Genomic DNA, 20,634 nt, shown 5'->3' on the forward strand with positions numbered 1-20,634 from the left:
GGTCAATGCAACCTGACCCAGACACTCACCAGCACCGTCGCCGCCACCAGCCAGGCCAGGGTCGCCAGGGCCAGCGAAGTTTCCAGGCGCAGGCGCTCGACCAGCAGGTACAGCGTCGCCAGGTAAACGAAGTAGGGGATGATCGACCACGCACTGAACAGGATGGTGGTCTTCAGGTCCTCCAGTGAACGCCCCTTGCCGACGATGTAGTGGGCGATCAGGGCGAAGGTCGGGAACAACGGCACCAGGCCGGCTATGTAGTAGTTGCGGGTCTTGGCCAGGGCGGCAAGGATCACCACCACGGCCGCACCCAGGCAGGCTTTGAGGATCAGGTCCACGTTTTGTTCCGTTTCTGCGGCCGGTCAGCCCAGGCCATACTTTTTCACTTTGTCGAACAGCGTGGTCTTGGCCATGCCCAGCTCCTGGCTGGCCTGGCTGAGGTTGCCGCCGGTACGTTGCAGGGCATCGCCGAGCAGGTTGCGTTCGAAGGCCTCGACCGCTTCGGCAAAGCCCAGGCCCTGGTTGGCGCTGGCACCGGCCTTTTTGAATGCCGGCAAACCCAGGGCATAGCGCTCGGCGACGTTGCGCAGTTCGCGCACGTTGCCTGGCCAGTCGTGGGCCATCAGCCGCGACAGGGTCTGGCTGTCCAGTTGCGGGACTTCCCGGTCGAAGCGCAATGACGACTGCTGCAGGAAGTGTTCGAACAACTGCAGGATGTCTTCGCGGCGTTCGCGCAGCGGCGGCAGTTCCAGGGTCACCACGTTCAGGCGGTAATACAGGTCGCTGCGGAACTGCCCGCTCTGGCCCAGGGCGTCGAGGTCGGACTTGGTCGCGGCGATCACCCGGCAATCGACGGCGATGCTCTGGTTCGAGCCCAGGCGTTCCAGGGTGCGCTCCTGCAGCACGCGCAGCAGCTTGATCTGCAGGTTCAGCGGCATGCTTTCGACTTCGTCGAGGAACAGCGTGCCACCGTTGGCGTGCTCGATCTTGCCGATCCGGCGCTTGCCGGCGCCGGTAAAGGCGTTGGCTTCGTGGCCGAAAATCTCGCTTTCGAACAGGTTCTCCGGCAGGCCGCCGCAGTTCAGGGCCACGAACGGCGCGCCCTGGCGGCGGCTGAAATCATGCAGGCAACGGGCGACCAGTTCCTTGCCGGTGCCGGTCTCGCCCTCGATCAACACGTTGGCCGAGGTATCGGCGACGTTGGCGATCAGTTCACGCAGGTTCTGCATGGCCGGCGAGCGGCCGATGATTCGCCCTTCAAGGGTACTCTGCCCGGCCAGTTGCCGGCGCAGGGCAAACACTTCGCGGGACAGCCCGCGCTGCTCCAGGGCACGGCGCACCACTTCGACCAGGCGCTCCGGGGCGAAGGGTTTTTCCATGAAGTCGTAGGCGCCGTTGCGCATGGCGCCGACCGCCATGTCGATATCGCCGTGGCCGGTGATCAGCACCACCGGCAGGCTGCGGTCGCGGGCCTTGAGGCGGCTGAGCAGTTCCAGGCCATCGATGCCGGGCAGGCGGATGTCGCTGACAACGATGCCGGCAAAGTCATCGCCGATGCGCTGCAGGGCCTCTTCGGCGCTGCCAACGCCTTCGCAGGCAATGTCTTCCAGGGCCAGCGCCTGCTGGCAGCCGAGCAGCACATGCGGGTCGTCTTCGACGATCAGGACAGTTAGGGGCGCTTGGTTCATAGGGACTCGGCTGATTCTGTGGGGGCATTGACCAGCGGCAGGCCGAGCACGAACGCAGTACCGCCGCTGGCGGGGTGTTCGACGCTGAGGCTGCCCTTGGCGGCGGCGGCGAGGCTGGCAGACAGGGTCAGGCCCAGGCCCAGGCCGTGCTCTCCCGGTTTGGTGGTGAAAAACGGTTCGAACAGGTGCTTGCGTGCTTCGTCATCGATACCGTGACCGTTGTCGCGTACGCGCAGGCGGTACTTGTCGCCCTGCAGCTCGCCTTCCAGCCACAGCTGCGGCATCGGTTGCGCGGCCATGGCATCGAGGGCGTTGCCGATCAGGTTGACCAGAATCTGCTCCAGGCGGGTCTGGTCAATGGCCAGCTTCTGGTCTTCGTAGTTGCTGTGCAACTGCAGGTGACAGCCGGCGATGCGGTTGCCCAGCACTTGCAGGCTGGCCTCGACGGCCTTGCCCAGCGAGGCCTTGCCGCTGTCTTCGCCACGGCGGGCGAAGGAGCGCAGGCTGGCGGTGATGCGGCCCATGCGGTCAATCAGGTCGTTCATGGTGCGCAGGTTGGTGCTGACGGTTTCCAGCGCGCCGCGTTCGAGGAAGCGCACGCTGTTGCCCGACAAAGTGCGCAGGGCCGCCAGCGGCTGGTTCAGTTCGTGGGCGATGCTGGTCGACATCTGGCCGATGGCGGCCAGCTTGCCGGCCTGGACCAACTCGTCCTGGGCGTGGCGCAGGGTCTGCTCGGCATGCCGGCGTTCGCGGATCTGGCCCTTGAGGCGTTCATTGCTGGCGCGCAGGTCGGCGGTGCGTTCGGCGATCTTGCGCTCCAGCTGGCTGTTGGCTTCTTCCAGCGCTTCACGGGCGGCCAGGCGCGTGGCGATCACCTTGCGCCGTTCGTTCCAGGCAATCAGCAGGATCGCCAGCAGGGCAAAGGCGACGCCGACCAGGATGCCCTGGACCATGGATTCGCGGCGCAGATCCTGCAGCGGCGTGAGCAGGGTGAAGTGCCAGGGGGTGTCGCTCAGGCGCCGGGTTTGCGCCAGGTACGCCACTTCGCGGCGGCCATCGCCGAGTTCGGCATTGGCCGGGAAGCTCAGCTTCTCGACGCCGTCGGCGATTTTCTCCCGCGACAGCGGCTCCAGTTCATTCAGCGGCCACCAGTAGTACTGCAGGCTGCGCGCCAGGCGTTCCTTGATTTCCGGGGTCAGCGGGCGCACCGACTTGAGCCGCCGTGCCGGGTCGCTGGAAAGGATGATGATGCCGTTCTCGTCGCTGACGAACGCCTCCAGGCGAGCCCGTTGCCAGCGCTCTTCCATGGCCTCAAGGCGCACCTTGATCACCGCCACGCCGATGATCTTGCCGTGTTCTTCCAGGCCGTGGGCGAGGAAATAACCCGGCTCCCCGGTGGTGCTGCCGATGCCATAAAAGCGCCCCGGCTGGCCGCGCACGGCGTCCTGGAAATAGGCGCGGAACGACAGGTCTTCGCCGAGGAAGCTATCGACATCGCGCCAGTTGCTGGTGGCCTGGACCCGGCCGCTGGTGTCGAGGACGAAGATCGCCCGGCTGCGACTGCGGCGGTTCAGGCCTTCAAGGTATTCGTTGACCGCCTGGCGGTGTTCGCCATCGGCTTCGGTGAGCAGGCTGGAAACGCTGTTTTCAAGCTCCAGCAGGCTTGGCAGGTAGGTGTACTTGCTGATCTCGCTCTCGACCGCGCGCGCGTGCAGCTCGAGCTGTCGCTCGCCGTTTTCGCTCAAGGTGCGGATGCCGTTGTGTTCGCTGATCATGAAGCCGGCCACGCCGAGGCCGATCATCAGCAGGATGATCAGTGGCGGTAACAGCAGCTGGCGAATCAGACGGGGTTTCACGGCAAGGGCAGGCTTGGCAGGGCGAAAGAGCGTAGGGTCGCATTTCATCACAGTAGCCTTGGTACGGCCAGCACGCTCTGCCGGCGTACACCGGACAGAGCGTGATGATCACCTCAGTGTTGCAGGATCTTGCTGAGGAAGTGCTGGGTACGCTCGTCGCGCACGCTCTGGTCACCAAAGAACTCTTCCTTGGTGCAGTCTTCGATGATGTTGCCCTTGTCCATGAAGATCACCCGGTTGGCGACCTTGCGGGCAAAGCCCATTTCATGGGTCACGCACATCATGGTCATGCCTTCGTTGGCCAGCTGGACCATGACGTCGAGTACTTCGCTGACCATTTCCGGGTCCAGTGCCGAGGTCGGTTCGTCGAACAGCATGACGATCGGGTCCATGGCCAGGGCGCGGGCAATCGCCACGCGCTGTTGCTGACCACCGGAGAGCTGGCCCGGGTGCTTGTGGGCATGCGCCGAGAGGCCGACCCGCTCAAGCAGTTGCAGGCCCTTCTTGGTGGCTTCTTCCTTGCTGCGGCCGAGCACCTTGATCTGCGCGATGGTCAGGTTTTCGGTGATGGTCAGGTGCGGGAACAGCTCGAAGTGCTGGAACACCATGCCGACCCGCGAACGCAGCTTGGGCAGGTTGGTCTTGGGGTCGGCGATCGAGGTGCCGTCGACCACGATGTCACCCTTCTGGAAGGGTTCCAGGGCGTTGACGCACTTGATCAGGGTCGATTTGCCCGAGCCCGACGGACCGCAGACGACAACCACCTCGCCTTTCTTGACCTCGGTGTTGCAGTCGGTCAGAACCTGGAAGTCCCCGTACCACTTGTTGACGTTCTTGATGGAGATCATACGGTTATCCTTTTCTGCAGACGCTTGACCAGGAAGGAAGCGGAGAAGCTGATGACGAAGTACACGGCGCCGGCAAACACCAGGAACTCGTTGGAGCGCCCGATGATGTCGCCACTGGCCCGTGCCGAGTTGAGGAAGTCGACCAGGCCGACGGTGTAGACCAGCGAGGTGTCCTGGAACAGGATGATGCTCTGCTGCAGCAGCAGCGGGGTCATCTTGCGAAACGCCTGGGGCAGGATGATCAAGCGCATGGTCTGGCCGTAGGTCATACCCAGGGCTTGGGCGGCGCCCATCTGGCCCTTGGCGATCGACTGCACGCCGGCGCGGACGATTTCACAGAAATACGCCGCTTCGAACATCATGAACGCCACGACGCAGGAGGTGAACGCCCCGATCGGGGTGTCTTCGCCAGTGATCCAGCGCAGCACGAACGGTACCGCCAGGTAGAACCAGGTGATCACCAGCAGCAGCGGGATGGAGCGAAAGTAGTTGACGTAGGCGCCGGCCACGTTCGACAGCAGCTTGTTCGACGACAGGCGCATCAGGGCCAGGATGGTGCCCAGTACGATACCGCCGACAACGCCCATGACCATCAGCTGCAGGGTCATGAGCATGCCGTTCCACAGGCCCGGCAGGGCAGGAATGATTCCACTGAAGTCCATTATTTACCCCCCACGGAGATCAGGCCGGGCACGGCGACTTTCTTCTCGACCAGGCGCATCAGCAACATCAGGCCCATGTTCAGGGTGAAGTAGATCAGGGTCGCCAGGGTGAAGGCTTCAAACAGGTTGGCCGAGAACTCGGCGGTCTGTTTGGTTTGCGCCAGCAGCTCCATCAGGCCGATCAGCGAGGCCACCGAGGAGTTCTTGAACACGTTCAGAAATTCCGAGGTCAGCGGCGGAATGATGATCCGGTAGGCTTGCGGCAGCAGCACGTTCCAGTACACCTGCGGCAGGCTGAAGCCCATGGCGCGGGCGGCGGCTTCCTGGCCGCGGGGCAGCGCCTGAATGCCGGTACGCACCTGCTCGCAAACACGCGCGGCAGTGAACAGGCCCAGGCAGACGATCACGCTGATCAACGCCGAGGTGGTCGGGTTGAGGTCCTGCTTGTACCACTCCTGCAGGTTCTCTGGCAGCAGGTCGGGCACCAGGAAGTACCAGATGAACAGCTGCACCAGCAGCGGTACGTTACGAAAGAGTTCCACGTAGGCGGTGGCAATGCCCGACACCAGACGGTTTGGCACGGTACGCATGACGCCGAGTATCGAACCCAGCAGCAAGGCAATGATCCAGGCGGCAATGGCAATGGCGATGGTCCAGCCCAGGCCGGTGATGTACCAGTCCAGATAGGTTTCGCTGCCCACGCCAGTGGACTTGAAGAATACGCCCCAGTCCCAGTTGTAATTCATCGGGATCTCCCCTCAGATCAGTTTTTCACGGGCACCTTCGAGCATCCGGGGGTGCGCGAGGCACCCTCGGATGAAAGGTTAGACACTAACTAGCTGGGGATCAGGACTTCTTTTCGTCTGCAGCTTTGTCGGTTGGTTCGGCGATCAGCTTCTTGAGTTCGTCGCTCATCGGGAACTGCAGGTTCAGGCCTTTAGGTGGCACTGGCTGGTTGAACCACTTGTCGTAGATCTTGTTGATCTCGCCCGACTTGTAGAGGGCGACGATGGCATCGTCGACGGCTTTCTTGAACGCAGGATCGTCCTTGCGGACCATGCAGCCGTAGATTTCATAGGACTGCGGGGTGCCGACAATTGCCCAGCCCTTCGGGTTCTTGGCCTTGGCCATTTCACCGGCGAGCAGTGCGTCGTCCATCATGAAAGCCACGGCACGGCCGGATTCAAGCATCTGGAACGACTCGCCATGATCTTTGGCCGAGATGACGTTCATCTTCATCTGCTTGTCGGCGTTCATGGCCTTGAGGATGCGCTCGGAAGTGGTACCGGCGGTGGTAACCACGTTCTTGCCGGCCAGGTCCGCGAAGTCTTTGTACTTGGCGTTTTCCGGCTTGCCGTCTTCTGCTTTGGTCAGCAGGCGGGTGCCCACCTCGAAGATACCGACCGAGAAGTCGACCTGCTGCTGGCGCTCGACGTTGTTGGTGGTCGAGCCGCACTCGACGTCAACGGTGCCGTTCTGGACCAGCGGGATACGGGTCTGGGAGGTGACGAGGTTGTATTTGACCTTCAGGTCCGGCTTGTTCAGGTCCTTTTTCAGGGCCTCGACGATTGCCAGCTGGATGTCATGGGAATAACCGACGGGTTTGCCCGAAGCGTCGGCGATGTAGGAGAACGGAATGGAAGCGTCGCGGTGCCCCAGGGTAATGGTGCCCGAGTCGTTGATCTTTTTCAGGGTGCCGGTCAGTTCGGCAGCGAAGGCTGGCGCGCTGATCAAAGCGGCCGCAACAGCGGCGCCCAACAGATGGGGAACGATACGCATCAAAATTTCCTCGACGTTGTTTTTTTTATGGAGCCGTTGGCCGGCTCTTTCGTTCAGCGAACACTGCAGTGAAGCGTTTTGCGCATTCGGGTACTGAGTGTAGAGCATGACTCGTGCCAAGCCCTGATTTCGATCATAACGCCATGAAAAATCGGGGGATTAATCTTTTTTGACGGTTTGCGGAAGGTAGGATTCGTCCGGATGGCCGAATGAGGTGGTGTTTAGTGTTCGGAAATCCGAATGGATGAGTTCATCGCGAGGCTTTGCCCCGCGATGATGTTCAGCGATCAGGCCGCCTGAACCCGCGCGCGGTTCAGTTCCAGGCGCTGCAGGTAATCCTGCAACGCCTGCTGTTCGGCGGCGGTAGTGAACAGCCCCAGCTTGCTCCGGCGCCAGAGGATGTCGTCGGCATTCACCGCCCATTCCTCGCTGCACAGGTAATCCACCTCGCGGGTGAACAAGCCGCCGCCAATCGCCTCACCCAGGTCTTGCGGGCCCTGTACGCCTTCGAGCAGGCGCCAGACGCGGCTACCGTAGGTGCGTGCCCAGCGCTTGGCAATCTCCACCGGCAACCAGCCACAGCGGGCCAGGATGGCATCCACCAGCGCCTGCGGGGTGCTCATGTCTTCACCGCCCGGCAGGGGAGCGGTGGCGGTCCAGCTGCCGCGCATCTGGGTGAAGAACGGCGCCAGTTCGCTCATGGCCGACTCGGCCAGTTTGCGGTAGGTGGTCAGCTTGCCGCCGAACACCGATAGCAGCGGTGCTTCGCCGGTGCTGGCCGACAGCGCCAGGGTGTAGTCGCGGGTGACGGCCGACGGATTGTCGGATTCGTCGTTGCACAGTGGGCGAACACCGGCATAAGTGTGGAGGATATCGGCGCGGCTGAGCTGGTGGTTGAAGTGCTCGTTGACCACTTTCAGCAGGTAATCGGTCTCGCCCTCGGTGATAGCTACCTTGGCCGGGTCGCCGGTGTACTCGCGGTCGGTGGTGCCGATCAGGGTGAAGCGTTCGAGGTACGGAATGGCGAAGACGATGCGCTGGTCTTCGTTCTGCAGAATGTAGGCATGTTCGCCGTCGTACAGTTTTGGCACGATCAGGTGGCTGCCCTGGATCAGGCGGATGCCGTACGGTGCATCGAGCTTGAGGTCGTCCTCGATGAACTTGGCCACCCAAGGGCCTGCGGCATTGACCAGCGCGCGGGCCTTGATCGACTGCTGGCTGCCATCGGCGTTTTCCAGTTGCACGTTCCACACCCCATCGACCCGGCGGGCGCTGATGCAGCGCGTGCGGGTCCGGATGTCGGCGCCTTTTTCGCGGGCGGCCATGGCGTTGAGCACCACCAGGCGGGCGTCATCGACGGCGCAGTCGGCATATTCGAAGCCACGGGTAATCGCCGGTTTGAGCGGGTTGCCCGGGCCAAAACGCAGGCTGCGCGACGCACCGAGCTGCTTGCGCTTGCCCAGGTTGTCGTAGAGGAACAGGCCGGCGCGGATCATCCAGGCCGGGCGCAGGTGTGGGCGGTGCGGCAGCACGAAGCGCATCGGCTTGACGATGTGCGGCGCCTTGGCCAACAGCACTTCGCGCTCGGCCAGAGCCTCACGCACCAGGCGGAATTCGTAATGCTCGAGGTAGCGCAGGCCGCCGTGGATCAGCTTGCTGCTGGCCGAGGAGGTATGGCTGGCCAGGTCGTCCTTTTCGCAAAGGAACACCGAAAGACCGCGTCCGGCTGCATCGGCGGCAATCCCCACACCGTTGATGCCACCGCCGATTACAGCGAGGTCATAGATTTCGGCAAGGGCGGGCGATGGCAAGCTGGATTGGGACACGGGTGGCCTCCTGAAGGTCTTTCTGACATCGAATCTGAACATTAATGTTCATTTTCGAAAATACTAGCGCAACAGAATGCGGCTCGCCAGTCACTTCCCATAGAAAATACTGATCAGATGACAAATAAATGAAAAATAACGAACATTCGAGCTGCCACCGTTGCGGTGGCAGCGTGCGCCGGCTCAGACCACTTCGAGGCGGATCTTGTACTGGTTGAGCAATTGGCTGAGGGCGGGGACCGGCGCCTGGTCGGTCACCAGGCAGTCGATCAGGCTGATCGAGCCCAGGCGCACCATGGCATTACGGCCGAACTTGCTCGAGTCGGCGGCCAGGATCACCTGGCGGGCATTGGCGATGATCGCCTGGGAGACACGCACTTCCTGGTAGTCGAAATCCAGCAGGCTGCCGTCCTCGTCGATGCCGCTGATACCGACCAGGGCGAAATCGACCTTGAACTGGTTGATGAAGTCGACACTGGCCTGGCCGACCACGCCGCCGTCACGGCGCACGTTGCCGCCGGCCAGCAACACTTCGAAATCGTCCTTGGCACTGAGGATCGACGCCACGTGCAGGTTGTTGGTGATGATTTTCAGGTGGTTGTGGTTGAGCAGGGCGCGGGCGATGGATTCGGTGGTGGTACCGATGTTGATGAACAGCGAAGCGTGGTCGGGAATCTGCGCGGCAATCGCTTCGGCGATGCGCTGCTTTTCATCGCGCATCTGGTCGGCGCGCATGGCATAGGCGGTATTTTCGATGCTGGAATCGTAGGCCGCGCCCCCGTGGTAGCGGCGCAGCAGGTTGACCTCCGCCAGCTGGTTGATATCACGGCGGATGGTTTGCGGGGTGACGACGAACAGCTGCGCCATTTCTTCGATACTGACATAACCGCGTTCGCGGACCAGTTCGAGGATTTGTTGTTGGCGAGGGGGCAGATTCATGGGCGGTCCTTTGGGGCAGCCGGGCAAATTGCGCCATGAAAACAGCTCAAGCTACAAGCTGCAAGCCACAAGATGATTCGCGTCTTACGCACTTGCAGCTTGTAGCTTACAGCTTGCGTCTACTGCCTACTCTTCGTGCGGTTCCCAGTCGCGGGTGCGATCCACGGCCTTCAGCCAGCCGGCATACAGCTTCTCTTTGGCCACTTCGTCCAGTTGCGGAGTGAACTCGCGCTCGATGATCGCCTTGCCGCGCAGTTCATCCAGGCCGCTCCAGAAACCGCAGGCCAGGCCCGCCAGGTAGGCGGCGCCGAGGGCGGTGGTTTCGCGCATTTGCGGGCGCTCGACACAAGTGCCGAGGATGTCGGCCTGGAACTGCATGAGGAAATTGTTGGCGACAGCGCCGCCGTCAACCCGCAGTTCGCTCAGGCGCTGGCCGCAATCCTGCTGCATGGCGTCGAGCACGTCGCGGGTCTGGTAGGCGATCGACTCCAGCGCCGCGCGGATGATGTGATCGACCTTGACCCCGCGGGTCAGGCCGAACAGCGCGCCGCGGGCGTACGGGTCCCAGTACGGTGCGCCGAGGCCGGTGAAGGCCGGCACTAGGTATACGCCGTTGCTGTCCTTGACCTTGCTGGCGAAGTACTCGGTGTCGTGGGCATCGTTGACGATCTTCAGTTCGTCACGCAACCACTGCACGGTGGAGCCGCCGTTGAACACCGCGCCTTCCAGGGCGTAGGCCACTTCGCCGCGCGGGCCGCAGGCGATGGTGGTGAGCAGGCCGTGGGAGGAGGTCACTGCCTTGTCGCCGGTGTTCATCAGCAGGAAACAGCCGGTGCCGTAGGTGTTCTTGGCCTGGCCGGGCTCCACGCACATCTGGCCGAACAGCGCGGCCTGCTGGTCGCCAGCGATACCGGCAATGGCGATACCGCTCTTGGTGCGGCCGTAGACTTCCGAGGAGCTGCGCACCTCGGGCAGCATCTGCCGAGGGATGTTCAGCACCTCGAGCATCTTCTCGTCCCACTCCAGGGTGTGGATGTTGAAGAGCATGGTGCGCGAGGCGTTGGTGTAGTCAGTGACGTGCACTTTGCCGCCGGAGAATTTCCAGATCAGCCAGCTGTCGACGGTGCCGAACAGCAGGTCGCCACGCTCGGCGCGCTCGCGGGCGCCTTCAACGTTGTCGAGAATCCACTTGAGCTTGGTGCCGGAGAAGTAGGGGTCGGTGACCAGGCCGGTGGTTTCGCGGATGTAGTCCTGCAGGCCGTCACGCTTGAGCTGCTCGCAGATCTCGGTGCTGCGCCGGCATTGCCAGACGATGGCGTTGTACACCGGGCGGCCGGTCTCCTTGTCCCAGACCACGGTGGTTTCACGCTGGTTGGTGATACCGATGGCGGCGACCTGGTCATGGCTCAGGCCAGCCTGGGCCAGGGCTTCGACCATGGTCGCGCTCTGGGTGGCGAAGATTTCCATCGGGTCGTGCTCGACCCAGCCGGCTTGAGGGTAATGCTGTGCGAATTCGCGCTGCGAGGTGCCAACCACGTTGGCGTCACGGTCGAAAATGATGGCCCGCGAACTGGTCGTGCCCTGGTCCAGGGCAATGATGTAGTTCTTGTTCTGGGTGTCTGTCATGTCGTTGGCCTTGCACTAAATGGGGTAGAGATCAGGGCGCGGCGAGCCTGGCTCGCCACCGCAGGCATCAGGATGCCTGGGTCTTGCCCTGAGGGTTGGCGTCGGTCTGGGCGTTTTCGCTCTCGGCAACCGGCAGGTTGCGGGCGATCACGCCGCGGTACAGGGCGGCCCCAAGGCTCGCTCCTATGATCGGCGCAAAAATCGGAATCAGGAAATAGGGAATATCACGACCGCCAGTAAAGGCGACTTCGCCCCAGCCGGCGAGGAAAGTCATCAGCTTGGGCCCGAAGTCCCGCGCCGGGTTCATCGCAAAGCCGGTCAGCGGGCCCATGGCGCTGCCGATCACGGCAATCAGCAGGCCAATCAGCAGGGGTGCCATGGCGCCACGCGGCAAGCCGTTGTTGTCGTCGGTCAGGGCCATGATCACCGCCATCAGTACGGCGGTGATGATCACTTCGACCAGGAAGGCCTGGCTGGTGGACAGCGCCGGGTGCGGGTAGGTGGAAAACACCGAGGCCAGCTCAAGGCTGGCCTGGCTGCCGCGGATCATTGCGTGGGCCTGTTCGAAATCGAAGAACAGGTTGCTGTACAGCGTGTAAACCAACGCCGCCCCACAGAAGGCGCCGGCGATCTGGGCAACGATGTAGAACGGTAGTTTGTGCTTCTCGAAACCGGCGAACAGGCACAGGGCGATGCTCACGGCCGGGTTCAGGTGCGCGCCGGACACCCCGGCGGTGAGGTAAATCGCCATGCTCACGCCGACGCCCCAGATGATGCTGATTTCCCACAGGCCGAAGCTGGCACCCGCAACCTTGAGCGCAGCAACGCAGCCAGTGCCGAAAAAGATCAGCAGTGCGGTGCCGAGAAATTCGGCCATGCACTGGCTTGAAAGTGTTGGTTGTCGCAGAGCAGTCGTCATTCGTTACCTCGGTTCTTGTTGTTGTGAGGCGCAGTGAGCGCTCGACAAAAACCCGACAGAAATCCCCATTTCGGTCGGGCGGCGGCAGGAAATGCACCTTATCGGGGCATAGCTATATTCAGAATCGAAAAAATATAGACAAGAAACGCTTATGTCAAAGGTCGAAAGTGAACCACCGTTCACAATCTGACTATTGGTGGCGCTGATGGGCGTTGGTTGCGCCTGGGCTTTTGCCCTAAAGTAACCGGCGAAATGGCATTCACCCTTCTGCTTGGAGTCCTGCATGACCCCCGCCCTGGATCTGCTGAAAAAGGTTCGCGCCGAACACCACATCCACAGTTACGAACATGACCCCAAGGCTGCGTCCTACGGCCTGGAGGCGGCGGAAAAGCTCAACCTAGAGCCCGCACGGGTGTTCAAGACCTTGCTCGCCTGCAGCGAAAAGGGTGAGTTGCTGGTAGCGGTAGTGCCGGTAGTCGGTAGTCTGGATCTGAAAGGCCTGGCCCATGCGGCCGGGGTGAAGAAGTGCGAGATGGCCGATCCGGCGGCGGCGCAGCGTTCGACCGGTTACCTGTTGGGCGGGATCAGCCCCTTGGGACAGAAAAAGCGCCTGCGCACTTTTATTGATGAAACCGCTCAAACCTTTGAAACAATTTTCGTCAGCGCTGGCCGCCGCGGCCTGGAAGTCGAGCTAGCTGCGGCAGTGCTGGCCGAGCATACCCAGGGTAAATTCGCCGCCATTGGCCGCGACTGACATCTGTATGCTCAAAATCGCTTGATTCTGTCTCTGTCGGCCGAGGCTGTCTGGCGGGCATGCTCTGCGGCCCGCCACTCTGAGATTCACCTCATGCCGCTTGAATTCCATCAGGTCGATGCCTTCAGCGACCGTCCTTTCGCTGGCAACCCGGCCATGGTCTATCGCCTCGACAGCTGGCTCGCCGATGAGCTGATGCAGCAGATTGCCGCCGAACACAATCTGGCCGAGACCGCGTTCGTCGTCCCCCATGCCGAAGGCTGGCAGATCCGCTGGTTTACCCCGAGCACCGAAGTGCCGCTGTGTGGCCATGCAACCCTGGCCAGCGCTCATGTGCTGTGGGAGGTCTATAAAGAGCCGGGTGAGCGCTTGTTGTTCCAGAGCAAGTCCGGTCCGCTGAGCGTCAGCCGTGACGGTCCGCGCCTGCAACTGGATTTCCCCCGGGTCGAGCCACAGCCGTTGAATGAAGCGGTAGCGGTGGCCGAAGCACTGGGCTGCCCGGTGCTGGAAGTGTGGAAAACCAGTGAGCTGCTGGTTCGGGTCGAATCCGAGCAGGTGTTGCGTGCCTGTACCCCGAACATGACGGCACTGGCGCAATTGCCGGGGCTGGGGGTGATCGTTACCGCGCCGGGTATCGAACACGATTTTGTTTCGCGCTACTTTGCGCCGGGTATCGGCATTCCTGAAGATCCGGTGACCGGCTCTACCCATTGCAGCCTGATCCCGTACTGGGCGCAACGCCTGGGCAAGAATCAGCTGCGGGCGTTCCAGTGTTCGAGTCGCGGCGGCGAATTGTTCTGCCGGCTGGAGGGGGAACGGGTGAAGATTGGCGGGTACGCCAGACGTGTGGCCAGCGGGGTTTTGACGCTGGACTGACAAGGCCTACGCCCGCAGGGTAGAACGCAGACCTTGTGGGGGCCGGCTTTGCCGGCGATGGGCTGCAACGCAGCCCCGCTGTCAGACCGCCGAGCTATACCGACGAACGCCGTTCTCCGGCACCGGCAATTGCGCTGCGACACTGCCAGGCACGGCAAACACCACCAGGTGATCCGCCGCCACTTCGATCCCCACTTCGCTGCCGACCTGATGGTCATTGTGGCTCGGGAAAATCGCTTCCAGCTGGCTGCCGGTCGGCAGTTGCAGGCGGTAGAGGGTCGAGGCGCCGAGGAAACTCTTGCCGACGATCAGCGCTTTGAGCTCGCTGTCCGGTGCATGAATGATGTCGTCCGGACGCAGCAGCACATCCACGGCGCTGCCGGGCGTCAGGGTATAGGCGCGGTTGCCGCGCAGCTCGCCGAGCTCGGTGCGTACCGACTCCGGGCTGGTCAGCTGGCCACGAATGAAATAGCCCTGGCCGATGAAGCTGGCTACGAACGGTGTCAGTGGTTCGTGGTAGAGGTTGTAGGGGGTGTCCCACTGCTCCAGGCGACCTTCCTTGAACACCCCGACGTGGTCGCTGACGGCAAAGGCTTCTTCCTGGTCGTGGGTGACCAGGATTGCGCTGGTGCCGCGGCTTTTGAGGATGTCGCGCACCTCGTGGCTCAGGCGTCGGCGCAGCTCGACATCGAGGTTGGAGAACGGCTCGTCGAGCAGCAGCAGTTGCGGCTCGGGCGCCAGCGCGCGGGCCAGGGCCACACGTTGCTGCTGGCCACCGGAAAGCTCGTGCGGGTAGCGTTTGCCCAGGCCGCCGAGCTTGACCAGCTCGAGCATCTCGTCGACCACCTGGCGCTGCTGCGGGTGCTTGCCGATGCCGAAGGCGATGTTCTCGGCCACAGTCAGGTGCGGGAACAGCGCGTAGTCCTGGAACACCATGCCAATCCGGCGTTTCTCCGGTGCCAGGGTGAACCCGGCTTTGGAGATGACTTCGCCACCCAGCTGGATTTCGCCCTCGTGCACCGGCTCGAAACCGGCGATGGCGCGCAGGGTGGTGGTCTTGCCGCAGCCGGAGGAGCCCAGCAGACAACCGATGTCGCCGGCGTTCAGGTGCAGGTTGAGGTTCTGGACGATGCGCTGCTCGCCATAGCCACAGGCGAGCTCGCGCAGGTTAAGCAGTAAAGGTTGACTCATGCGTGGTGATAGGCCGGTTCAACAAGAAATTCGAGAAGCGCCTTCTGTGCATGCAAGCGGTTTTCGGCCTGGTCCCAGGCGACCGAACGGGGGTCGTCGAGCAGGTCCAGGCTGATTTCCTCGCCGCGATGGGCGGGCAGGCAGTGCATGAACAGGGCATCGGGTGCTGCCAGGTCGAGCAGTTCGCGGGTTACCTGGTAAGGCGCGAACAAGGCCAGGCGCCGTGCAGTTTCCTCTTCCTGACCCATGGAAGTCCAGACATCGGTGCTCACCAGGTGGGCGCCCTGCAGGGCTTCTTTGGGTTCACGGAAGATTTGCACGCGGTCACCGGCCTGGGCCAGGAACTGCGGATTGGGCTCGAATTCGGCCGGGCAGGCGATGCGCAGCTGGAAGTCGAACTGGATGGCCGCTTCTATATAGCTGTTGCACATGTTGTTGCCGTCGCCGATCCAGGCCACGGTCTTGCCCTGGATGGCGCCGCGGTGCTCGAGGAAGGTCTGCATGTCGGCCAGCAGCTGGCACGGGTGCAGATCGTCGGACAGGCCGTTGATCACCGGTACGCGCGAATTGGCGGCGAATTCGGTCAGGGTGCTGTGGGCAAAGGTGCGGATCATCACCGCATCGAGCATGCGCGACATGACGATGGCGCAATCGCCGATCGGCTCGCCGCGGCCCAGCTGGGTGTCCCGTGGCGAGAGGAAGATGGCCTGGCCGCCGAGCTGGATCATGCCGGCTTCGAACGACAGGCGGGTGCGGGTCGAGGACTTCTCGAAGATCATCCCCAGCACGCGATTTTTCAGCGGTTCGAACAGTACGCCGCGGTTACGCAGGTCCTTCAGCTCGATACCTCGACGGATCACACTGAGCAGTTCTTCGGGTGTGAAATCCATCAGGGAGAGAAAGTGCCTAGCGCTCATGTTTGACTACCTTTTTGCAACAGACCGCAGATCAGCCATACCGGTTTTTTTTAACAACGGAAGTGACCTGCGGCGAAAGCCGCACGGGGCGACGAATTAGGGGAAGACGCAATACTATAATTAAATGTCGCGTCATACCAAGAGGGGGTTTCGTCGCCGATGTTTCAGGCAGTGTCGTAACCCATTGGGCTGAAGCTTTTTTTATACGCTGCACAAGGGTTTTACACTGCCTGCCAGCGCCTTGGCAAACCCGGTAGCGGGCCTGCGCTGAATCGCCTTGCCTGATGGACGAAGATTCACGCGACGAACCTCACTGGCCGCAAGCTCGGGTCAGGCTCATAGTCGGTTGATCCCAGACACCCGAGCAAGAGGTGGCCATGAACAAGACCCAGCATCACCGTGCCTGTCATCTGTGCGAAGCCATCTGCGGCTTGACCCTGGAAATCACCCACGAGCCCGACGCCCCACTGCGTATCAGCTCGATCAAGGGCGACCCCGAAGACAGCTTCAGTCGCGGCCACATCTGCCCCAAGGCGGTGGCCCTGCAGGATATCCAGAACGATCCTGACCGACTGCGCGCGCCGCACAAGCGTGTCGGTGACAGCTGGCAAGCCATCAGCTGGGAGGAGGCCTTTGCGCTGGCTGCGCAAAAGCTCTGGGCCATCCAGCAGGCCCATGGGCAGAACGCCGTGGCGGTCTACCAGGGCAACCCCAGCGTGCACAACTACGGGTTGATGACCCACAGCAACTACTTCCTCGGCCTGCTCAAGACCCGCAATCGTTTCTCCGCCACCTCGGTGGACCAGCTGCCGCACCACCTGACCAGCTACCTGATGTACGGCCACGGCTTGTTGTTGCCGATCCCTGACATCGACCACACCGAGTTCATGCTGATCCTGGGCGGCAACCCGCTGGCCTCCAACGGCAGCATCATGACCGTGCCGGACGTCGAGAAACGCCTTAAGGCGATCCAGGCCCGTGGCGGCAAGTTGGTGGTGGTCGACCCGCGCCGCAGCGAGACTGCGGCGATGGCCGACCAGCATGTGTTCATTCGCCCCGGCACTGACGCGGCGCTGCTCTGTGGCCTGCTCAACACCCTGTTTGGCGAAGGCCTGACTCGCCCCTCGGCCTTGCCGGTGGATGGCCTGGACAGGGTACAAGCGGCCATTGCGCCGTTCACCGCCGAGGCCATGAGCGCCCTATGCGGTGTCGACGCCACGGTGATACGCCAGTTGGCGCGGGATTTCGCCAGCGCCGACAAGGCCGTCTGCTACGGGCGCATGGGTGTCTCGACCCAGGCCTTCGGCACCTTGTGCCACTGGCTGGTGCAGTTGCTCAACCTGGTCAGCGGCAACCTCGACCGTGTCGGTGGCGCGCTGTGTACCGAGCCTGCGGTGGATCTGGTGGCGAGTACTTCAGGCGGGCATTTCAATGCCTGGCAGAGCCGGGTCTCGGGGCTGCCCGAGTATGGCGGCGAATTACCGGTGGCGGCCCTGGCCGAAGAGATGCTGGTTGAAGGCCAGGGGCAGGTTCGCGCGCTGGTGACGGTGGCGGGCAACCCGGTGTTGTCCACGCCCAATGGCCGCCAGCTTGAACGCGCCCTGGACGGTCTTGAGTTCATGCTCAGCATCGACCTGTACATCAACGAGACCACCCGTTACGCCGACCTGATCCTGCCGTCCACCTCGGCATTGGAGAACGATCACTACGACACCACCTTCAACCTGTTTGCGGTGCGCAATGTCAGCCGCTTCAATCGGGCCATCCTGCCCAAGCCCGAAGGTGCCTTGCATGACTGGGAAATCTTCGTCGGCCTGGCCAAGGCCTTTGCCGCCCTTAGCGACAAGCCTTTGAAACCGACCCTGCCGCCGGCACAAATGATCGATATCGGCCTGCGCCAGGGCCGCTATGGCGAGGCCTCGGCGTTCAAGCTGTCGCTTGAGACCCTCGACCAGCACCCCCATGGTATCGACCTGGGCCCGCTGCAGCCCAACCTTGCTGCACGCCTGAAGACGGCTAACCAACGGATTCAGGCCGCACCCCAGGAGATCCTCGGCGACCTGCAGCGCTTTGCCGGGCAGCAGCCGCTGGCGGCGGGTCAACTGCTGCTGATCGGGCGCCGCCATGTGCGCAGCAATAATTCATGGATGCACAACTATCATCGCCTGGTGAAAGGCAAACCCCGTCATCAGTTGTTGATGCACCCGGACGACCTGGCGGGTCGCCAGTTGCAGGATGGCCAGCGTGTGCGTGTCAGCTCGCGGGTCGGCGAAATCGAGGTCGAAGTGCAGGCCAGCAGCGACATGATGCCGGGGGTGGTCAGCCTGCCGCATGGCTTTGGCCATGCCCGTGCCGGGGTACGCATGGAAATCGCCCAGGGCCAGCCCGGTGCCAGTGCCAACGACCTCACCGATGAGCGCCAGCTCGATGCGGTGTCGGGTAATGCGGCGCTTAACGGCGTGCCAGTGCAGGTGGTTGCGGCCTGATATCGGCAAGGCCGAGCGTCCTGCTCGGCTTTCCGATACAATGCGTCACCGTGCCGACAACCAGGTCGGAAAGTTCAGCCGCGAGGTGCTTCATGGATATCATCGAAACAATCAAAGAGCAGATTGCCAACAACACCATTCTGCTTTACATGAAAGGCTCGCCGAATGCCCCGCAGTGCGGTTTTTCGGCCAAGGCGGCGCAAGCCGTGATGGGTTGCGGCGAGAAATTCGCTTACGTGGATATCCTGCAGAATCCGGAAATCCGCGCCAACCTGCCAAAATACGCCAACTGGCCGACCTTCCCACAGCTGTGGGTTGCCGGCGAGCTGGTTGGCGGTTCCGACATCATGGCTGAGATGTTTGCCAACGGCGAACTGCAGACCCTGATCAAGGACGCTGCAGCCAAGGCTGAGGCGGCCAAGGCCTGACCCCAGGTTTGGGCAAAAAAAAGCCCCGCAGTGCGGGGCTTTTTTGTGCCTGTAGGGCAGGGCAGCGAACTTACTCGCCCATCTGCGACTGCAGGTAGTTCTCCAGGGAGACCTTGTCGATCAGGCTCAGCTGGGTTTCCAGCCAGTCGATGTGCTCTTCCTCGGCTTCGAGGATGTCTTCGAGCAGCTCACGGCTGCCGAAGTCGCCGACGGTCTCACAGTGGGCGATGGCGGCCTTGAGGTCGACCAGGCCTTTTTGCTCGATCTTCAGGTCGCACTCGAGCATTTCCTTGGTGTGTTCACCAATCAGCAACTTGCCCAGGTCCTGGACGTTGGGGATGCCTTCGAGGAACAGAATACGCTTGATCAGTTTGTCAGCGTGTTTCATCTCTTCGATGGATTCTTTGTACTCGTGCTTGCCGAGTTTCTCCAGACCCCAGTCTTCGTACATGCGCGCATGCAGGAAGTATTGGTTGATTGCGACCAGCTCGTTTCCGAGGATCTTGTTGAGATGCTGGATGACGCTAACGTCGCCTTTCATGATGGGGTCCTGCCCTGTAAGTGTGTCTATAAAGGCAAGTCTGAGCCCCGCAACTTCTACTGTCAAACCTAAGTTATTGAATAATAAATGAAAATTAATCGGAATAAGAATGTTTGTGTTCCGCGTTAAACCCCTAACTACTTGAATTACAGGAATAAAAAAACCGGACACTGGGTCCGGTTCTTGGAATTCGTTGAATTATGCTGCAGTAAATTCTACAGGATAGGGCAGGGCAGCCTGGCTGACCTGAAGCTCGGTGAGGGTTTCGCGCACCACCTGCTTGGCCAGGCAGGCACATTTGCCACACTGGCTGGCCACGTTGGTGGCGCTTCTGACTTCCTTGTAGCTGCAGCATCCTTCATAGATCGCATCGCGGATCTGTCCGTCGGTCACACCAACACAAAGACACACATACATAGGGCTGACCATCGCTGGTTAAGGCTCAATGCGAAGAAGGTTAATGTTAATGAGAATGCTTGTCAAAACTCTTTCTGTAATAGGCGAACTAGAGCGACCGACGGCAGATTGTCGAGCGTTCGGACTGAAATTCGGCGAGCGGCGCCGGGCGGTGTATGATGGTCGGCCATTTCGCTGCTAGGCCAGTGCATGCTGGCCTGTGCAAGATGATTCCACCCCATCAGGAGATATCGCATGAGCGTACTCGTTGGCAAAAATGCCCCGGACTTCACCGTTCCAGCTGTTCTGGGCAACGGCGAAATCGTCGACAGCTTCAACCTGGCTTCGGCCATCAAGGGCAAGTACGGCCTGGTGTTCTTCTACCCGCTGGACTTCACCTTCGTCTGCCCGTCCGAGCTGATCGCCCTGGACCACCGCATGGCCGAATTCAAGGCGCGTAACGTTGAAGTGATCGCCGTGTCGATCGACTCGCACTTCACCCACAACGCCTGGCGCAACACCCCGATCAATGCCGGCGGCATCGGTCAGGTCCAGTACATCATGGCTGCCGACATGAAGCACGACATCGCCAAGGCCTACGACGTAGAGTCCGAAGGCGGCGTAGCTTTCCGTGGCGCCTTCCTGATCGACGACAAGGGCGTTGTCCGCTCGCAGATCGTCAACGACCTGCCACTGGGCCGTAACATGGACGAACTGCTGCGTCTGGTCGACGCCCTGCAATTCCACGAAGAGCACGGCGAAGTCTGCCCTGCCAACTGGAAAAAAGGCGACAAGGGCATGACCGCTTCGCCAGAAGGCGTTGCTGCTTACCTGAGCGAGAACGCTGGCAAGCTGTAATTGCCAGGCATAAAAAAACCGGCCTTGATGGCCGGTTTTTTTAT

Annotated in this window: 20 protein-coding genes; 5 read left to right on the forward strand and 15 right to left on the reverse strand. The window is 61.7% G+C overall.

The genetic code is table 11. The features are described from left to right. Positions 1–2 precede the first annotated feature (2 nt). From BLR26_RS09210 to BLR26_RS09260, 11 genes are all read right to left on the reverse strand, one after another. Positions 3–329, reverse strand: coding sequence for a GlpM family protein (locus BLR26_RS09210; protein ID WP_176794324.1), 327 nt, complete (start codon positions 327–329; stop codon positions 3–5). A 33-nt stretch (positions 330–362) separates the two neighbouring features. Further along, the gene (locus BLR26_RS09215; protein ID WP_093380107.1) at positions 363–1,688 is read right to left on the reverse strand and encodes a two-component response regulator AauR; all 1,326 of its coding nucleotides are present in this window, start codon (positions 1,686–1,688) and stop codon (positions 363–365) included. Continuing rightward, positions 1,685–3,592 (reverse strand): two-component sensor histidine kinase AauS, encoded by a 1,908-nt coding sequence (locus BLR26_RS09220; protein WP_093380110.1) that lies wholly within the window; start codon positions 3,590–3,592, stop codon positions 1,685–1,687. The genes BLR26_RS09215 and BLR26_RS09220 overlap by 4 nt, the downstream gene beginning before the upstream one ends. Positions 3,593–3,657: 65 nt before the next feature. After that, on the reverse strand, positions 3,658–4,392 hold the full coding sequence (locus tag BLR26_RS09225; protein ID WP_045197706.1) for an amino acid ABC transporter ATP-binding protein: 735 nt from the start codon (positions 4,390–4,392) through the stop codon (positions 3,658–3,660). Next, the gene (locus BLR26_RS09230) at positions 4,389–5,057 is read right to left on the reverse strand and encodes an amino acid ABC transporter permease (protein ID WP_176794325.1); all 669 of its coding nucleotides are present in this window, start codon (positions 5,055–5,057) and stop codon (positions 4,389–4,391) included. Before BLR26_RS09230 ends, BLR26_RS09225 begins: the two co-directional genes overlap by 4 nt. Further along, positions 5,054–5,800, reverse strand: a complete 747-nt coding sequence (locus BLR26_RS09235; RefSeq protein ID WP_045197710.1) for an amino acid ABC transporter permease — start codon at positions 5,798–5,800, stop codon at positions 5,054–5,056. Before BLR26_RS09235 ends, BLR26_RS09230 begins: the two co-directional genes overlap by 4 nt. 100 nt (positions 5,801–5,900) lie before the next feature. After that, on the reverse strand, positions 5,901–6,833 hold the full coding sequence (locus BLR26_RS09240; protein WP_093380116.1) for a glutamate/aspartate ABC transporter substrate-binding protein: 933 nt from the start codon (positions 6,831–6,833) through the stop codon (positions 5,901–5,903). Between the two features lie 287 nt (positions 6,834–7,120). After that, entirely contained in the window at positions 7,121–8,659 is a 1,539-nt protein-coding gene (gene glpD, locus BLR26_RS09245; RefSeq protein ID WP_093380119.1) for a glycerol-3-phosphate dehydrogenase, read from the reverse strand. Positions 8,660–8,842: 183 nt separating this feature from the next. Continuing rightward, positions 8,843–9,598, reverse strand: coding sequence for a DeoR/GlpR family transcriptional regulator (locus tag BLR26_RS09250; protein WP_045197716.1), 756 nt, complete (start codon positions 9,596–9,598; stop codon positions 8,843–8,845). 126 nt (positions 9,599–9,724) lie between these two features. Next, a complete protein-coding gene (gene glpK, locus BLR26_RS09255) occupies positions 9,725–11,224 on the reverse strand; it encodes a glycerol kinase GlpK (RefSeq protein ID WP_093380122.1) in 1,500 nt (499 codons plus the stop codon). 67 nt (positions 11,225–11,291) lie between these two features. Further along, on the reverse strand, positions 11,292–12,143 hold the full coding sequence (locus BLR26_RS09260) for an MIP/aquaporin family protein (protein WP_045197720.1): 852 nt from the start codon (positions 12,141–12,143) through the stop codon (positions 11,292–11,294). 283 nt (positions 12,144–12,426) lie between these two features. Between BLR26_RS09260 and ybaK the strand changes: the two genes are divergently transcribed. Beyond that, the gene (ybaK, locus tag BLR26_RS09265; RefSeq protein WP_093380125.1) at positions 12,427–12,897 is read left to right on the forward strand and encodes a Cys-tRNA(Pro) deacylase; all 471 of its coding nucleotides are present in this window, start codon (positions 12,427–12,429) and stop codon (positions 12,895–12,897) included. A 93-nt stretch (positions 12,898–12,990) separates the two neighbouring features. Further along, a complete protein-coding gene (locus tag BLR26_RS09270; RefSeq protein WP_093380128.1) occupies positions 12,991–13,773 on the forward strand; it encodes a PhzF family phenazine biosynthesis protein in 783 nt (260 codons plus the stop codon). Positions 13,774–13,854: 81 nt separating this feature from the next. Here BLR26_RS09270 and BLR26_RS09275 read toward each other — a convergent pair whose 3' ends face one another. Next, a complete protein-coding gene (locus BLR26_RS09275; RefSeq protein ID WP_045197726.1) occupies positions 13,855–14,964 on the reverse strand; it encodes an ABC transporter ATP-binding protein in 1,110 nt (369 codons plus the stop codon). Continuing rightward, positions 14,961–15,881, reverse strand: coding sequence for an ornithine carbamoyltransferase (gene argF, locus BLR26_RS09280; protein WP_045197728.1), 921 nt, complete (start codon positions 15,879–15,881; stop codon positions 14,961–14,963). Before argF ends, BLR26_RS09275 begins: the two co-directional genes overlap by 4 nt. Before the next feature lie 377 nt (positions 15,882–16,258). Here argF and BLR26_RS09285 point away from each other — a divergent pair, with 377 nt between their 5' ends. Together BLR26_RS09285 and grxD are read left to right on the forward strand one after the other, a co-directional pair. After that, entirely contained in the window at positions 16,259–18,367 is a 2,109-nt protein-coding gene (locus BLR26_RS09285) for a molybdopterin oxidoreductase family protein (protein ID WP_093380131.1), read from the forward strand. A gap of 92 nt (positions 18,368–18,459) precedes the next feature. Further along, positions 18,460–18,795, forward strand: coding sequence for a Grx4 family monothiol glutaredoxin (grxD, locus tag BLR26_RS09290; protein WP_045197731.1), 336 nt, complete (start codon positions 18,460–18,462; stop codon positions 18,793–18,795). 70 nt (positions 18,796–18,865) lie between these two features. Here grxD and bfr read toward each other — a convergent pair whose 3' ends face one another. Both bfr and BLR26_RS09300 read right to left on the reverse strand, forming a co-directional pair. Further along, positions 18,866–19,336 carry a bacterioferritin gene (bfr, locus tag BLR26_RS09295; RefSeq protein WP_045197734.1) on the reverse strand — a complete coding sequence of 157 codons (471 nt, stop codon included), beginning with the start codon at positions 19,334–19,336 and terminating at the stop codon, positions 18,866–18,868. A gap of 198 nt (positions 19,337–19,534) precedes the next feature. Continuing rightward, positions 19,535–19,753: a bacterioferritin-associated ferredoxin gene (locus tag BLR26_RS09300; protein WP_010221037.1), complete on the reverse strand. Its 219-nt coding sequence runs from the start codon at positions 19,751–19,753 to the stop codon at positions 19,535–19,537. Between the two features lie 234 nt (positions 19,754–19,987). Here BLR26_RS09300 and BLR26_RS09305 point away from each other — a divergent pair, with 234 nt between their 5' ends. Continuing rightward, positions 19,988–20,590, forward strand: a complete 603-nt coding sequence (locus BLR26_RS09305; protein WP_010221038.1) for a peroxiredoxin — start codon at positions 19,988–19,990, stop codon at positions 20,588–20,590. Positions 20,591–20,634 lie beyond the last annotated feature (44 nt).

Source organism: Pseudomonas sp. UC 17F4, assembly GCF_900101695.1.
In the GTDB taxonomy this organism is placed as follows: domain Bacteria; phylum Pseudomonadota; class Gammaproteobacteria; order Pseudomonadales; family Pseudomonadaceae; genus Aquipseudomonas.

Coding starts and splice junctions, on each gene's coding strand:
- BLR26_RS09215 (WP_093380107.1), bottom strand. CDS start 1,688: ATGAACCAAGCGCCCCTAACTGTCCTGATCGTCGAAGACGACCCGCAT.
- BLR26_RS09220 (WP_093380110.1), bottom strand. CDS start 3,592: ATGAAATGCGACCCTACGCTCTTTCGCCCTGCCAAGCCTGCCCTTGCC.
- BLR26_RS09225 (WP_045197706.1), bottom strand. CDS start 4,392: ATGATCTCCATCAAGAACGTCAACAAGTGGTACGGGGACTTCCAGGTT.
- BLR26_RS09235 (WP_045197710.1), bottom strand. CDS start 5,800: ATGAATTACAACTGGGACTGGGGCGTATTCTTCAAGTCCACTGGCGTG.
- BLR26_RS09240 (WP_093380116.1), bottom strand. CDS start 6,833: ATGCGTATCGTTCCCCATCTGTTGGGCGCCGCTGTTGCGGCCGCTTTG.
- BLR26_RS09250 (WP_045197716.1), bottom strand. CDS start 9,598: ATGAATCTGCCCCCTCGCCAACAACAAATCCTCGAACTGGTCCGCGAA.
- glpK (WP_093380122.1), bottom strand. CDS start 11,224: ATGACAGACACCCAGAACAAGAACTACATCATTGCCCTGGACCAGGGC.
- BLR26_RS09260 (WP_045197720.1), bottom strand. CDS start 12,143: ATGACGACTGCTCTGCGACAACCAACACTTTCAAGCCAGTGCATGGCC.
- ybaK (WP_093380125.1), top strand. CDS start 12,427: ATGACCCCCGCCCTGGATCTGCTGAAAAAGGTTCGCGCCGAACACCAC.
- BLR26_RS09270 (WP_093380128.1), top strand. CDS start 12,991: ATGCCGCTTGAATTCCATCAGGTCGATGCCTTCAGCGACCGTCCTTTC.
- BLR26_RS09275 (WP_045197726.1), bottom strand. CDS start 14,964: ATGAGTCAACCTTTACTGCTTAACCTGCGCGAGCTCGCCTGTGGCTAT.
- argF (WP_045197728.1), bottom strand. CDS start 15,881: ATGAGCGCTAGGCACTTTCTCTCCCTGATGGATTTCACACCCGAAGAA.
- BLR26_RS09285 (WP_093380131.1), top strand. CDS start 16,259: ATGAACAAGACCCAGCATCACCGTGCCTGTCATCTGTGCGAAGCCATC.
- grxD (WP_045197731.1), top strand. CDS start 18,460: ATGGATATCATCGAAACAATCAAAGAGCAGATTGCCAACAACACCATT.
- bfr (WP_045197734.1), bottom strand. CDS start 19,336: ATGAAAGGCGACGTTAGCGTCATCCAGCATCTCAACAAGATCCTCGGA.
- BLR26_RS09300 (WP_010221037.1), bottom strand. CDS start 19,753: ATGTATGTGTGTCTTTGTGTTGGTGTGACCGACGGACAGATCCGCGAT.
- BLR26_RS09305 (WP_010221038.1), top strand. CDS start 19,988: ATGAGCGTACTCGTTGGCAAAAATGCCCCGGACTTCACCGTTCCAGCT.